Source organism: Streptomyces filipinensis, from assembly GCF_014649495.1.
GTDB classification, from domain to species: domain Bacteria; phylum Actinomycetota; class Actinomycetes; order Streptomycetales; family Streptomycetaceae; genus Streptomyces; species Streptomyces filipinensis.
In genome coordinates this window covers 55,208-68,731 of sequence record NZ_BMTD01000001.1, presented here as the reverse complement: position 1 = coordinate 68,731, position 13,524 = coordinate 55,208, and the positions used below count along the sequence as shown (strand labels likewise).

Here is a 13,524-nt window from a genome sequence, read left to right as displayed (position 1 = left end):
AGTGCCGACCATTTTCGCACCACACAGGGGGTGTGAGTACAGCCGATTACGGGGGGCCGCACGGCGTGTGACTAGGAGGGGTCGCCCAGGCCCGTGAGGACCGTCTCCGCCCTCGGCAGGGCCTCCCGCGGCCCCGCCTCCAGGTCGGGGGTGATGCCCCGGCCGTCGACGGCGTGGCCCGAGGGGGTCCGGTAGTGGCCGACGGTCAGCTCGGCCACCGAGCCGTCGGGGAGTTTCGTCGGCATCTGGATGGAGCCCTTGCCGAAGGTGCGCGAGCCGATCACCACCGCGCGGCCCCGGTCCTGCAGGGCACCGGTGAGCATTTCGGCCGCGCTCATCGTGCCGCCGTCGACCAGGGTGACCAGCGGTCGGGAGGTGTCGCCGCCGGGGTCGGCGTGCAGGGAGCGCGGGGCGCCGTCGACGTCGTAGGTGGCGACCAGGCCGCCGTCGAGGAAGACGGAGGAGGTCTCCACCGCCTCGGTGACCAGGCCGCCGGAGTTGCCGCGCAGGTCGAGGACGATGCCGGTGTCGGCCGGGACCTGCCGTACCGCGGTGCGGACGGCGCCCCCGGTGCCCTTGGTGAACGCGGAGATCTTGATGACGGTGACCCCGCCGGGCAGTCTGCTCACCGCCACGGAGTCGGTGGACAGGCTGGCCCGGCGCAGTTTCTCGGTCCACGCGCGCGTGCCGCGCTCCAGACCCAGGGTGACGGTCGTACCGGCGGCCGCGTCGTCGGCGTCGCCGCGCAGTAAGGAGACGACCTCGGTGACCGGCCGCCCGTCGACCTTGCTGCCGTCGACGCTGCGCAGCCGGTCGCCCCTGCGGACCCCGGCCTCGGCGGCCGGCGAGCCGGGCTGCACCCGGGTCACCTCGATCCGGCCGTCCCGGTCGCTGCGCGCCCACAGTCCGACGCCGGTGTACCGGCCGTCGAGGGCGTCCTGGAACTCCTGGTACTCGCCCTCGGAGTAGACGGCGCCCCAGCGGTCCCCACTGCGGCTGACGGCCCGCTCGGCGGCCTCCATCGGGGACTTGCCGTCGGCCATCGCCTCGGCGGCGGCCTTCTGCACGTCCTCGTGCCGGGTGGCCGCGGGCGCCGGCCCGGTGGCGGCCTTGCGCAGGGGGGCGCCGGTCTCCGGGAAGGACCCGGTGGCGGCGCCGGCGACCAGGACGCCGGCGAAGACCAATGTCAGGGCGGCCCCGCGGCGGACGCGGCGGGGCGGGCAGAACAGGTCTCGGCCTGACATGGCGGTGAGTCTAGGACAACGCGAAGGGCCGTACGGCCGGATGCCCGTACGGCCCTCTTGGCGTGCGTCACACCTTCAGGTACTTGCGCAGCGCGAAGAACGCCGCCAGCGACGGCATCACCACGCTCGTGGCGAGGATCAGCGGCAGCTTGGTCAACACCGCGTCCCAGCCGACGAAGTTGATGAGCGAGAGCTTCGCGGACAGGGCCATGCCGTGGTCGATCGTGAAGTACCGGCCGACCACCAGGGCCACGCAGGCGAGCCCGCCGCCGATGAGCCCGGCGACCGCGGCCTCGGCGATGAACGGCGCCTGGATGTAGAAGCCCGAGGCACCGACCAGGCGCATGATCCCGGTCTCACGCCGGCGGCTGAACGCCGAGACGCGCACCGTGTTGACGATCAGCAGCAGGGCGACGACCAGCATCAGCGCCATCACGCCGAGCGCGCCCCGGTTCATCAGGTTCAGCAGCGTGAAGAGGTTGTCCAGGATGCCCTTCTGGTCCTGCACGGACTGCACACCGGCGCGTCCGTTGAAGGCGGAGGCGATGACCTGGTACTTCTGCGGGTCCTTGAGCTTGATCCGGTACGACTCCTGCATCTGGTCCGGCGTGAGCGAACTGGCCAGCGGGGAGTTGCCGAACTGCTCCTTGTAGTGCTTGTACGCCTCGTCCTGCGACTCGTAGGTGACCTTCTCGACGACCGTCATCTTGTGCAGGTCCGAGAGGATCTGCTTCTTCTGGTCCTCGGTGACCGCGCCCTTGGCGCAGTTGACGTCCGAGTCGGCGTCGTGCTTGTTGCACAGGAAGATCGAGACGTTGACCTTGTCGTACCAGTAGCCCTTCATGGTGCTCACCTGGTCGCTCATCAGCAGCGAGCCACCGAAGAGGGCCAGGGACAGGGCGACGGAGACGATGACGGCGAAGGTCATCGTCAGGTTGCGGCGGAGACCGACACCGATCTCCGACAGGACGAACTGGGCGCGCATGGCGTCTGGTCGAGCCTTTCGTCGTGAACTTGCTTAGTGCTGGTAGCCGTAGACGCCGCGGGCCTGGTCGCGGACGAGGCGGCCCTTCTCCAGCTCGATGACGCGCTTGCGCATCTGGTCCACGATGTTCTGATCGTGTGTCGCCATGATGACGGTGGTGCCCGTCCGGTTGATGCGGTCGAGCAGCTTCATGATGCCGACGGAGGTCTGCGGGTCGAGGTTGCCGGTGGGCTCGTCGGCGATGAGCAGCTTGGGCCGGTTGACGAAGGCCCGCGCGATGGCCACGCGCTGCTGCTCACCACCGGACAGCTCGCCCGGCATCCGGTCCTCCTTGCCGCCGAGCCCGACGAGATCGAGCACCTGCGGCACGGACTTGCGGATCTCGCCGCGGGACTTGCCGATGACCTCCTGGGCGAAGGCCACGTTCTCCGCGACGGTCTTGTTCGGCAGGAGCCGGAAGTCCTGGAACACGGTCCCCAGCTGGCGGCGCATCTGCGGCACCTTCCAGTTGGAGAGACGCGCGAGGTCCTTGCCCAGTACGTGCACCTGGCCGTGGCTGCACCGCTCTTCACGGAGGACGAGCCGCAGGAAGGTGGACTTTCCGGAGCCGGAGGACCCCACGAGGAAGACGAACTCGCCCTTCTCCACCTCCAGGGAGACATCCCTGAGTGCGGGGCGGGTCTGCTTGGGGTAGACCTTGGAGACGTTGTCGAATCGGATCACGGATGCACCACGGGTCGCCGGGGGTAGATGAGCGTGACCATACGCGAACCAGGTCCGCAAGTGCAGTCGCAGGTCGAGGTTGGGTAAGGCTTGTGCGTTTTTGTACCGGCACCCGGCGTCCGTCCTGGGCCCTCTCTTCGGGGCCCCGCGCACGCGCTGCACGAACCTGGCACAGTGGAGGGGGGAACGTTCCCGTTCCCGTGAGCGTTGTAGAAGTGATGACCGGTGCAAGGAGGGCGAGCGCATGACGTACGACCGGTTGGTGTGCGCGAACTGCGCGGCGCCCGTGAGCGAGGGCCGGTGCCCGGTGTGCCGTGCCAACCGCGAGCGACTGCAGCAAGAAGGCTTCCTGGGCGGGGTGAACCCGATGGCGCTGATCGCGCTGCTGGCGGTGCTGGTCGCCGCGGTGGCGCTGCTGGCGCACCAGACGGTGTGAGAAAAGTCTGAGAAACCCGTAAGGGCCCGGAGCGTCGAGCTCCGGGCCCTTACGTGTGCGTGATGCGCGCGCAGTGTGACCGCGCGGTTACGCTCAGGCCGCAGCGCCGCCGCGGCCGTTGGCCAGACGCGGCAGGACACGGAAGCCGATGCCGCCGGCGATCATCGTCGCGGCACCGATGAGCAGGAACGCGGTCTGACCGGCACCGGTCTCGGCGAGCTGCTTGCCGTTGCCCTTGCCCTGAGCCTGGGTGTCGGAGCCGGTGTCGGTGAGCTCCGAGGAGCCCTCGTCCTGCGAGGCGTTGTTGTTGCCGCCCTGCGGAGTGTCGTTGTTGCCACCGGTGCTGGAGCCGCCGCCGGTGCTGTGACCACCCGTGTCACCGCCACCGGAGGTGCCGGTACCGCCGTTGTCGCCGGTACCGCCGTTGTCGCCGGTACCGCCGTTGTCGCCGGTGCCACCGTTGTCGCCAGTGCCACCGTTGTCGCCGGTACCACCGTTGTCACCGGTACCACCGTTGTCACCGGTACCACCGTTGTCACCGGTACCACCGTTGTCACCGGTACCACCGTTGTCACCGGTACCACCGTTGTCGCCAGTACCACCGTTGTCGCCAGTACCACCGTTGTCACCGGTACCACCGTTGTCACCGGTACCACCGTTGTCACCGGTACCACCGTTGTCGCCAGTACCACCGTTGTCGCCAGTACCGCCGTTGTCACCGGTACCACCGTCGGTGCCGGCGATGACGCCACCGATGGTGACGTCACCGTTGCCACCGTTGTCGCCAGTACCACCGTTGTCACCGGTACCACCGTTGTCACCGGTACCACCGTTGTCGCCAGTACCACCGTTGTCACCGGTACCGCCGTTGTCACCGGTACCACCGTTGTCGCCAGTACCGCCGTTGTCACCAGTGCCACCGTTGTCGCCGGTGCAGATCGCGATCGGGCAGCCGCCGTCGTCAGCGGTGTTCGTGTGCGCACCCAGGCTGATCGGGCCCGCCTGGACATCGAAGTCCAGGGCGGAAGCCGCGCCGGCTGCGGTCAGGGACGCACCGGCCGCGATCACGGCGCCGGCGGCTATCCGCGCGACCCGGATCCGCGTCTTCTTCGTCATATGGTTGCTACCCCCAGTAGCTGTTCGTCAATGAGGCGGCGCGTGGGGCGTGCCGTGATCGACGGAGGCAGCTGGCGACGAAGTACGCGTCTCGATCCCCCGGTTCACATGCGCCCCAGATGTACGCATGCCGCGCCTCACCCTTCCGATTTTTCAAAGCAACGTCAAGGCCATTGCGGGCGCAATGTCCACTGGGGTCGCGTTTGGGGGAAGTTGGCACCTGTGAGTGTGACGTAAAACCCAGACAAAAAGACAACTGCCGCCTCCGGGGCGGCAGTTGTCATGTCGACAAAGTTACTTCTCCTGCTGCTTGCGCCAGCGAATACCGGCCTCCAGGAAGCCCTCGATCTCACCGTTGAACACGGCCTCGGGGTTGCCGACCTCGAACTCGGTGCGCAGGTCCTTGACCATCTGGTACGGGTGCAGGACGTAGGACCGCATCTGGTTGCCCCAGGAGTTGCCGCCGTCGCCCTTGAGGGCGTCCATCTTGGCCTGCTCCTCCTGGCGGCGCCGCTCCAGCAGCTTGGCCTGCAGGACGTTCATCGCCGTGGCCTTGTTCTGGATCTGCGAGCGCTCGTTCTGGCAGGAGACCACGATGCCGGTGGGGAGGTGCGTGATGCGGACCGCGGAGTCGGTCGTGTTGACGCCCTGGCCGCCGGGGCCGGAGGAGCGGTAGACGTCGATCCGCAGGTCGGACTCGTCGATCTCGACGTGGTCGGACTGCTCGACGACGGGAAGCACCTCGACGCCCGCGAAGGAGGTCTGGCGGCGGCCCTGGTTGTCGAAGGGCGAGATGCGCACCAGGCGGTGCGTGCCCTGCTCGACGGAGAGGGTGCCGTAGGCGTACGGCGCCTGCACGGAGAAGGTGGTCGACTTGATGCCGGCCTCTTCGGCGTACGACGTCTCGATGAGCTCGGTCTTGTAGCCGCGCTGCTCGGCCCAGCGCAGGTACATGCGCTGCAGCTTCTCGGCGAAGTCGGCGGCGTCGACGCCACCGGCCTCGGCGCGGATGTTGACGAGCGCCTCACGGGAGTCGTACTCGCCGGACAGGAGGGTACGGACCTCCATCTCGTCCAGCGACTTCTTCACCGCGGTCAGCTCGGACTCGGCCTCGGCGCGGGTGTCCGGGTCGTCCTCCTCCTCGGCCATCTCGAAGAGGACGGCGAGATCGTCGATCCGGCCGCGCAGCGCCTCCGCCTTCCTGACCTCGGCCTGGAGGTGGGAGAGCTTGCTGGTGATCTTCTGCGCCTCGTCCGGGTTGTCCCAGAGGGACGGCGCGGCCGCCTGCTCCTCGAGCACGGCGATGTCTGCCCTCATCCTGTCGAGGTCCAGGACGGCCTCGATCGACTCCATGGTCGAGGAGAGGGACTTCAGCTCTTCGGATACATCGACGACTGCCACGCCTTCCAGCGTAACGGCTACGGCAAGCGGTCCGGCCCGCCTCCCTGCCGACCGGGACCGACGGGCGGGCGGGAAGCCCTTGGCCACGGCGTCGACGTGCGGGTCACGACGGTTACGGCGTCGATGTGCTGTGGGTGGCCGGCGCCGGGTGGTCGTCCCCGTCGGAAGAGGCGAACCACGCGCCGACGCCCACGACGGCGGCCAGGACCACCCCGGCCACCCCCAGGGTCACCCTCCGGCGTCGCACCGCGGCCTTGTGCCGGGCCGACCCCGGCCGCGGCGCACCGGTGGCCCGGGGCGCGCGAGCGGTGCCGTGCGCGCCGCCCGCCAGCTCGTCCGGCGCCGGCACCCGCATCGACGTGTGCGTGTCCCGGTTGGAGTCCGGCTTGGCGCCGGGCACGAGGGACACCGCGCCCCGCCGCCGCACCGGCTCGCCCTGCGGAACCGACGGCGCGGGCTCCTCGGCGGCCTCCTCGGAGGGGTCCGGCTCGTCCACGTCCAGCGGCGGCATCCCGGTCAGCGTCGGCAGCTGCTCGCGCAGCCGCGCCGCCAGCTCCGAGGCGCGCAGCCGGGAGGCGGGCGCCTTGGCCAGGCACTGCACGATCAGCTGCCACAGCTCGTCGGGGATACCGGGCAGCGGTACGACGGTCTCGGTGACGTGGCGCCGGAGCACCGCGCCGGGGTGACCGCCGCCGAAGGGGGTGAAGCCGGCCAGCAGCTCGTACAGGACCGTCGCGAGGGCGTAGATGTCCACGGCCGCGCGCGGCGGCAGGCCCTCGACGATCTCCGGGGCCAGATAGTCCGGCGTGCCGATGATCTTCGTGGCCCGGTTCCGCTTGGGCGAGTCGATCAGCTTGGCGACGCCGAAGTCGGTGAGCAGCGCCGGGTGCGCGCCGCCCGGGCCGAGCGGGCCCTGCATGTCGAGGAGCACGTTCTCCGGCTTGACGTCCCGGTGCACGACCCCGGCCGCGTGGGCGGCCGCCAGCGCGTCGGCGACGTCGGCGACGATCGCCACGGCCGCCGCGGGGGCGAGCCGCCGCTCGCGCTCCAGGCGGGTGCGCAGGTCGGTTCCGCGCACGAGGTCCATGACCAGGGCCAGGTCGTTGCCGTCGACCACCAGGTCGCGCACGGTGACGATGTGCGGATGCTCCAGGCCGAGCAGCGCGGTGCGTTCCTGGACGAAGCGTCCGACCAGCTCCTGGTCGGAGGCGAGGTCCTCGCGCAGCAGCTTGACGGCGACGGGGCCCTCCGGCCCCTCGCCCAGCCACACCGTGCCGGCGCTGCCCCGCCCCAGGATCTGGTTGGCGGTGTACCGGCTGCCGATCTTCCGTGCCAAGGCTGCTCCTACAGACGCGTGTTGTCGTTAAAACTACGCGTCCGGCGAGCCAACCTTCACCGCGGAGACGGAAATCACCCGCCAGATGTCGACAAATCCGCAAACCCGCGGTCTGTTACCGCGGGTTCGTGTGCGCGGTCCGCTCAGTTGCCGCCACCGGAGGAACCGCTCAGGTCCTTGATCCACTTGCTGGTCTGGTGGACCCAGTGGGTGACCTCGTGCCAGTAGCTGCGGCCCTGGCCGATCCAGGTGTGCAGCGGGGTCAGCTCATAGATCAGCCAGCTCGCCACGACCAGGATGACGATCGTGAAGAGGCAGCCCTTCAGGCAGCCGAGCCCCGGGATCTTCATCGGGTTGGCACTGCGCTGCCGCGGCGCGCGGGGCTCGCGCGCGGGCCGCTGGGGCTCCGGAGCGGGGGGCGCGTACCGCTGCGGCTGCTGCGGCGGGGCGTACTGCTGCGGCTGGTGGGGCTGCTGGGGCGCGTAGCCGTACCCCTGCTGGTACCCCTGCTGCCGGCCACGCGGCTGCGGCTGCTGGGGGCGGGGCTGCGGGGCCTGGCGCGGCTGCTGCTGGGGCCTGGCGACCTGCCGCTGGGGCCGGTGGCGCAGCGGGTCGTCCTCCGGGGACAGGAACTGCTGGACCTGCGTCTGCTCGTTGCGGTCGCGGGCCGCGGCCAGCTGGCTCTGCCAGGGATGCGGCTGCTCGGGCTGCTGCCCCTGCGGGCCCGTGTTCGGCAGCACCGCCGTCGGGTCCGCCGCGCCCGTGTTCGGCAGGACGGCGGTGGGGTCGGCCGCGCCGACCGGGCCGCCGGTGTGCGGCAGGACACTGGTCGCGGCGTTCGGGTCGTACGCCCCCCGCGGCCCGTTCGACGGCAGCACCTGGGTGGGGTCGGCGGCGCCGGGCGCACCCGGGACGGCGGCCGGGGCCGGGTCCGGCGCGAGCAGCGCGCCGACGCCCTCGGCCGCGGCGATCTGCGCGGGGTTGGCGTGCACACCGATGCCCTCGGCGACCACCCTGAGGCCGCGCGCGAGGTTCTCGGCACTCGGACGTTCCTCGGGGTTCTTGCGCAGACACCGTTCTATGACCGTCCACAGCGGGTCCGGGACGGTGGAGGGGCGGCGCGGCTCGGCGCTCAGGTGCTGGTGCAGGACCTCCAGCGCGGTGCTGCCGGAGAACGGCGGGTGGCCCGTGACCAGCTCGTACAGCAGGATGCCGGCGCCGTAGATGTCCACGGCGGAGGTCTGCGGGCGGCCCTCGGCGGACTCCGGTGCCACGTACGCGGGCGTGCCGACGAACTCGTGGGTGCGGGTCAGGCCCGGGGAGTCGGCGAGGCGGGCGATGCCGAAGTCGGTCAGCATCGGGTGCATCTGGCCGTCCTGCTGCATGAGCAGGACGTTGGCGGGCTTCAGGTCGCGGTGGACGACGCCGTCGGCGTGGCTCACGGCCAGCGCGTCGGCGATCTGCGCGGTCATCAGCGCGGTGGCGACCGGTGTGAAGGAGCCGTTCTCACGCAGGTAGCGGTGCAGGTCGGGGCCGTCGACGAGGTCCATGACCAGCGCCAGCAGATCGCCCTCGACGACCAGGTCGCGGACCCGGACGATGTTCGGGTGGGTCAGGCGGAGCAGGACGGAGCGCTCACGCAGGAAGCGCATCACGATGTCCGGATCGCTCGCCAGCTCCTCCTTGAGGACCTTGATCGCGACCGTCTCGCCGGGCTGCCCGGGTACGGCCGCCTCGGCCCCCGCGGTCTCGCGCTGGCGGGCACGCCAGACGGTGCCCGTGGCGCCGCGTCCGAGCGGCTCCTCAAGCAGGTACTTGCTGCCGACTGGCCGCACGTCACGCGCTCCCTGATTGCTTGCTGATGCTTGCTTGCCTGCATTCCGCTTGTTCCGACCCACTGTAGTGCCGCTCTCCGGGGCGTCAGGGGCTCGACGGAAAGACGCACGTCCCGGTCCGCTGGTTGCCCGGACCGGACGTGACCGATCTCAAGTGATCGCCGGTAGCCGCATGGTCAGGCACTTTTGGGGGCAGAGCCGACCAATCAAGATCACTTGTCCTCGGGTTCCGGGCGCGCTGTCAGTGGCAGGTGCGAGGATGCCTTTCAGTACTGGCCGACGTGCTCGTGTTGGGGTGGGGATGCAGATCCGGCTGACCGTCGTAGACCCGCTGGGCCCGTCCCCGCAGCGGGGCCGCGCCGCAAGCCGCGACGTGCTGGTCACGGCGCCCACGGGCACGGAGCTGGCCGCGGTCGTCTCGGCGCTGGCCGGTGCGGTCACCGGGGAGGGCCGCGACGCCTCCACCTCCGTCGTGCTGTACGCCGGCACCGAACGGCTCGACCCGCGCCGCTGCACCCTCGGCGAGCCTCCCCTGGTCGACGGTGCCGTGCTGTCCCTGGGCGCCCCGGCGGCCGCCGAGCCGCATCCCGGGCCGGCCGACGCACCGACCCAGCTGCGTGTCGTCGCGGGCCCGGACGCGGGCGGGGTCCATCTGCTGCACGGCGGCCGGATCACCGTGGGCCGCTCGGCCGAGGCGGACGTGCCGCTGGACGATCCCGACGTGTCCCGGCTGCACTGCGCGGTCACCGTCGGCGCGGACGGGCGCGTCTCGGTCGCCGACCTCGACTCCACGAACGGGACGACGCTGGACGGGGTGCGGGTGGACTCGCGTCCGGTGCGGTTCCCTGCCGGGGGCTTGCTGCGGGTCGGCGAGTCCGCGCTGCGGGTTGCTCCGTCCGGGGGGCCGGGGGCGCGGGTCGTCTCCGACGGTGAGGGGTGCCTTCGGGTGGTCCGGGAAGCGTCTGCGGGAGCGGGTGTGTCGGGGTCCGGGTCTGGACCCGGTTTCCCGCCCGCGCCTCCCGTGCAGGCACCGCCGTCGGGTGGCCCCGGCGGGAGCGGAGCCCCGTCGGCGGCTCCGGGTGGCTCCGCGGGGGCGCGGGCGGCGTCCACGGATGAGGGCTGGGCCGGTGGGCCGGTCGCTGGTGGCCCTGGCGGGGCGCGGGCGGCCTCGGCCGGGGCCGGTGAGGCACGTGGGACCGAGGGTGCGCCTGCGGGCGCGGGTGGCCCTGGTGGCGCGGCGTCCGCGGATGCCGGCTGGGCCGGTGGGCCGGTCGCTGGTGGCCGTGGCGGGGCGGGGGCGGATGTCGGGGAGGTGCCTCCCGTCGGCCCGGCTCAGCACGGCTACGACTCCGCCGGGTGGGGCGCCTCCGGTGGCGGGGGGCTGGAGCACCGGCGCCGGGAGCCGGGGGTGGTGCCGGGCCAGGCCGCGGCTCCGGCGATCGAGAACCGGAGCGGCGCGGACACGCACGCCGGGCGCTTCGGCGTCGGCGGACCGAACCCGGGGGCCCCGGAGCCGTACGCCGGTGCGCCGCAACAGGGCCCGGCGGGCGGCCGGCCCGAGCCCGGCGAGGATCCGCGCGCTTCCGGCCGTAAAGGCGCCCCGGTGCGGGGCACCGGCATCCCCCAGGGCGGACGGCGGCGTGGGCTCGGTGCCTGGGCGCGCAAGCTGACCGGCGGGCGTGGGGAGCAGCCCGCCGGCTCCGGGACGTACGAGGCCCCCGCCTCCCGCGCCGGCGCCGGCCCGACCGCCCTGGCCCGCAAGCAGCCCGAGACCTGGCCGGATCCGGCCGCGCTGCTGTTGACGGCGCTCGGTCCCGGGCCCCGGCTGTGGGAGCGCGGGCCCGACCATGCGGAGGTGCTGACCGTGCGGCTCGGCACGGCCGACCGAAGCACGCCGGACGGCTCCGGACTGCTGCCCGCGGTGCCCGTGACGGCGGCGCTGCGCGAGGCGGGCGCCCTGGGCCTGGCCGGTCCGCGCCCCCGGCTGTCCGGGCTGACCCGCGCGGTGCTGGCGCAGCTGGCCGCGCTGCACTCCCCCGACCTGCTGGAGATCGTGCTGATCAGTGCCGACCGCGCCCGTCCCGTGGAGGAGCGCACGGCGGAGTGGTCCTGGCTGGGCTGGCTCCCGCACGTCCGGCCGGCCCATGGCCAGGACTGCCGGCTGCTGCTCGCCTACGACCGCGAACAGGCGGCGGCCCGCACGGAGGAGCTGCTGCGCCGGGTGGAGGACCACGCGGCGACCGGCCGAAGCGCGGCCCACCCCGGCCGCGTCCCGGCATCCGGCACCGTGCCGGCCGCCCCCGCTCCCGGCGAGCCGTCCGCCACGCCCGGCCCACGCCCGGCCCCCGCCGCACAGGGCGCTTTCCCGGACAGCCCCGCCCCGTCTCCCGCGGCCGCGCCCCCCATCCGTCCGGGAGCCTCCGCACCAGGCCCCGCCTTGGGCACCCCTGGCGCCCACCCGGCCCCCGCCAACGTCCACGGCACCCCCGCGCCCAGCGACCCGTCCGGTGCGGCCGCGCCCCACATCCGCCCGGGTGCCACCGCACCAGGTCCCTTCCCGGAGGCCCCCGCGCACGCCGGCCCGTCCGGCAGCTCCGGTCACCCCGGCGGCCCGGCGCACCCCTCCGGGGCCCCCGGCGCTCCCACCGACCTCGCCCCCGGCTCCGGCTCCGGTCCCCACGCCGGCCCTCCACACCCCTCCGAAACCCCCGCCGCCCCGGCCCCAGGCCCCCTCTCCGGCCGGCCCGGCACCCCCGCGCCCGTCTCCGCGGAGCTCGGCCCCGGCCACCCGGGGGACCCCGCCCCGCCGCACCACCCCTCGGCCGCGCCCACCGCCCGGACCGGCGACGTCGCCCGTCGCCCTTCCTGGGCCAGGGAGGAGGCGGGGCTCGGCGCGGGCAGCGGGTTCCCCGGGCCCTACACCGTCGTCGTCGTGGACGGAGACCCCGGAGGGACCGCGCTGCGGGAGGCCGTGGCGCGACTCGCCTCCGCCGGGCCGCGGGCCGGCATCCATGTGGTGTGTCTCGCCGAGACCGAGCCCGCCTCGCCCGCCTCCCCGGTGTCCCTGACGTACGAGGCCGCGTGCGCGGTGACGCCGACGTTCCGGCACTGCGGTGCCGTGGCGCTGCTCAGCGGCGATGTCGCGACGGCACTGCAGCTGATGCGGGTGGCGCCGAGCGGGCCGGTCGGACCGGGCTCGCCGGCCACCGTCGACGCCGTGTCCCCCGCGTGGGCGGAGCGGTTCGCGCGGGCGCTGGCACCGCTGCGGCCGGACACCCCGGCCGGCGAGCGGGACACCCGCGTGGCCACGCCGCTGCCGCAGTCGGCGCGGCTGCTGGACGAGTTGGGGCTGGCCCGGGCCACCCCGGCGTCACTGATGGCGCGCTGGGCGGACGCGACGGACGACCCGCAGGCGCTGGGCGGACGGGCCCGGGCGGTGCTCGGTGCCGGACCGCGCGGGCCGCTCACCGCCGATCTGGTGGCCGACGGACCGCATCTGCTGATCGAGGGGCCGGCCGGCAGCGGTCGTACGGAGTTGCTGCGGGCCGTGGTGGCCTCGCTGGCCGCCGCCGAGCGGCCGGACCGGTTGGGCGTGGTGCTGATCGACGGCCGGGACGGCGTCGGGACGGGCGCGGCACACGGTGAGGGCCTGCGGATGTGCACCGACATACCGCATGTCACCACCCACCTCGTGGCCAACGACCCGGTGCGGATGCGGGAGTTCGCCCAGTCGCTGGCCACCGAGCTGAAGCGGCGGGCGGAGCTGCTGGGCCGCTCGGACTTCACCCGGTGGCACACGGGGCGTGAGGTGTCGGGCCGGATCGTGCCGCAGCGCACCCCCTCGAACGGTGACATAGAGGCGCCGCCCAGTTCGACCCTGCGGCTGCGGCCGGGCGCGGCCGCGCGGCAGCATGCCGAGGCCGTACCGCCGCTGCCCCGGCTCGTGGTCGTCGTCGACGACCTGGACGCGCTGGTCTCGCCCCCGCTCGGCTCGCCGGGCCGCCCCGCCGCCGGGTCGGTGATGCGCGCGCTGGAGGCGGTGGCCCGGGACGGCGAGCGGCTGGGTGTGCATCTGGTGGCGGCGGCCGGGACGGGGGGTCGTACGGCGGAGACGGAACCGGCGCGGCGGGCCACGCTGCGGGCCCAGCTCGACGCCCCGCAGCAGGGGCCGGAGGAGCCGGTGCCGGGGCGAGGACGGTTGGTGTACGCCGACGGGCGGGCCGTGGGTTTCCAGGGCGGCCGGGTGACGGGCCGTATCCCGCGCACCGCGACCCAGCGGCCCACGGTCGTCCCGCTGGACTGGCAGCGCATGGGCGACCCGCCGGCCCGCCGGCCCGTACGGGAGCTGGGCAACGGCCCCACCGACCTGGCCCTGCTGGCGAGCGCGGTGCAGCGTGCGGCGCGGGAGGTGTCCGCGGCGGAGGTTCCCTCGCTGCTCTGAGCGGAAC

At 73.1% G+C, this 13,524-nt stretch carries 9 protein-coding genes; 2 read left to right on the top strand and 7 right to left on the bottom strand.

Annotated features, from left to right (window positions below):
- Positions 1-71: 71 nt before the first annotated feature.
- The 3 genes from IE244_RS00240 to ftsE form a co-directional block, all read right to left on the bottom strand.
- On the bottom strand, positions 72-1,244 hold the full coding sequence (locus IE244_RS00240) for a S41 family peptidase (RefSeq protein ID WP_191870585.1): 1,173 nt from the start codon (positions 1,242-1,244) through the stop codon (positions 72-74).
- Between the two features lie 67 nt (positions 1,245-1,311).
- Positions 1,312-2,229 carry a permease-like cell division protein FtsX gene (ftsX, locus tag IE244_RS00235; protein ID WP_191870584.1) on the bottom strand — a complete coding sequence of 306 codons (918 nt, stop codon included), beginning with the start codon at positions 2,227-2,229 and terminating at the stop codon, positions 1,312-1,314.
- 33 nt (positions 2,230-2,262) lie between these two features.
- Entirely contained in the window at positions 2,263-2,952 is a 690-nt protein-coding gene (gene ftsE / locus IE244_RS00230; protein WP_031159396.1) for a cell division ATP-binding protein FtsE, read from the bottom strand.
- A gap of 244 nt (positions 2,953-3,196) precedes the next feature.
- On the opposite strand from ftsE, the gene IE244_RS00225 reads away from it, so the two are divergent.
- Positions 3,197-3,388, top strand: coding sequence for a hypothetical protein (locus IE244_RS00225; RefSeq protein ID WP_191870583.1), 192 nt, complete (start codon positions 3,197-3,199; stop codon positions 3,386-3,388).
- Positions 3,389-3,481: 93 nt separating this feature from the next.
- On the opposite strand, the gene IE244_RS00220 is transcribed toward IE244_RS00225, so the two are convergent.
- The 4 genes from IE244_RS00220 to IE244_RS00205 form a co-directional block, all read right to left on the bottom strand.
- Positions 3,482-4,504, bottom strand: a complete 1,023-nt coding sequence (locus IE244_RS00220; RefSeq protein ID WP_191870582.1) for a hypothetical protein — start codon at positions 4,502-4,504, stop codon at positions 3,482-3,484.
- 294 nt (positions 4,505-4,798) lie between these two features.
- Positions 4,799-5,905, bottom strand: a complete 1,107-nt coding sequence (gene prfB, locus IE244_RS00215; RefSeq protein WP_031159389.1) for a peptide chain release factor 2 — start codon at positions 5,903-5,905, stop codon at positions 4,799-4,801.
- A 112-nt stretch (positions 5,906-6,017) separates the two neighbouring features.
- Positions 6,018-7,241 (bottom strand): serine/threonine-protein kinase, encoded by a 1,224-nt coding sequence (locus tag IE244_RS00210; RefSeq protein ID WP_191870581.1) that lies wholly within the window; start codon positions 7,239-7,241, stop codon positions 6,018-6,020.
- A 143-nt stretch (positions 7,242-7,384) separates the two neighbouring features.
- Complete coding sequence (locus IE244_RS00205; RefSeq protein WP_191870580.1) at positions 7,385-9,076, bottom strand: serine/threonine-protein kinase; 1,692 nt, start codon at positions 9,074-9,076, stop codon at positions 7,385-7,387.
- A gap of 301 nt (positions 9,077-9,377) precedes the next feature.
- Between IE244_RS00205 and IE244_RS00200 the strand changes: the two genes are divergently transcribed.
- Entirely contained in the window at positions 9,378-13,517 is a 4,140-nt protein-coding gene (locus tag IE244_RS00200; RefSeq protein WP_191871361.1) for an FHA domain-containing protein, read from the top strand.
- The last annotated feature ends 7 nt before the right edge of the window (positions 13,518-13,524 follow it).

Excerpts from the sequence above, each read along its gene's own strand:
- IE244_RS00240 (WP_191870585.1), bottom strand. The coding sequence starts at position 1,244 with ATGTCAGGCCGAGACCTGTTCTGCCCGCCCCGCCGCGTCCGCCGCGGG.
- ftsX (WP_191870584.1), bottom strand. The coding sequence starts at position 2,229 with ATGCGCGCCCAGTTCGTCCTGTCGGAGATCGGTGTCGGTCTCCGCCGC.
- IE244_RS00225 (WP_191870583.1), top strand. The coding sequence starts at position 3,197 with ATGACGTACGACCGGTTGGTGTGCGCGAACTGCGCGGCGCCCGTGAGC.
- IE244_RS00220 (WP_191870582.1), bottom strand. The coding sequence starts at position 4,504 with ATGACGAAGAAGACGCGGATCCGGGTCGCGCGGATAGCCGCCGGCGCC.
- IE244_RS00200 (WP_191871361.1), top strand. The coding sequence starts at position 9,378 with ATGCAGATCCGGCTGACCGTCGTAGACCCGCTGGGCCCGTCCCCGCAG.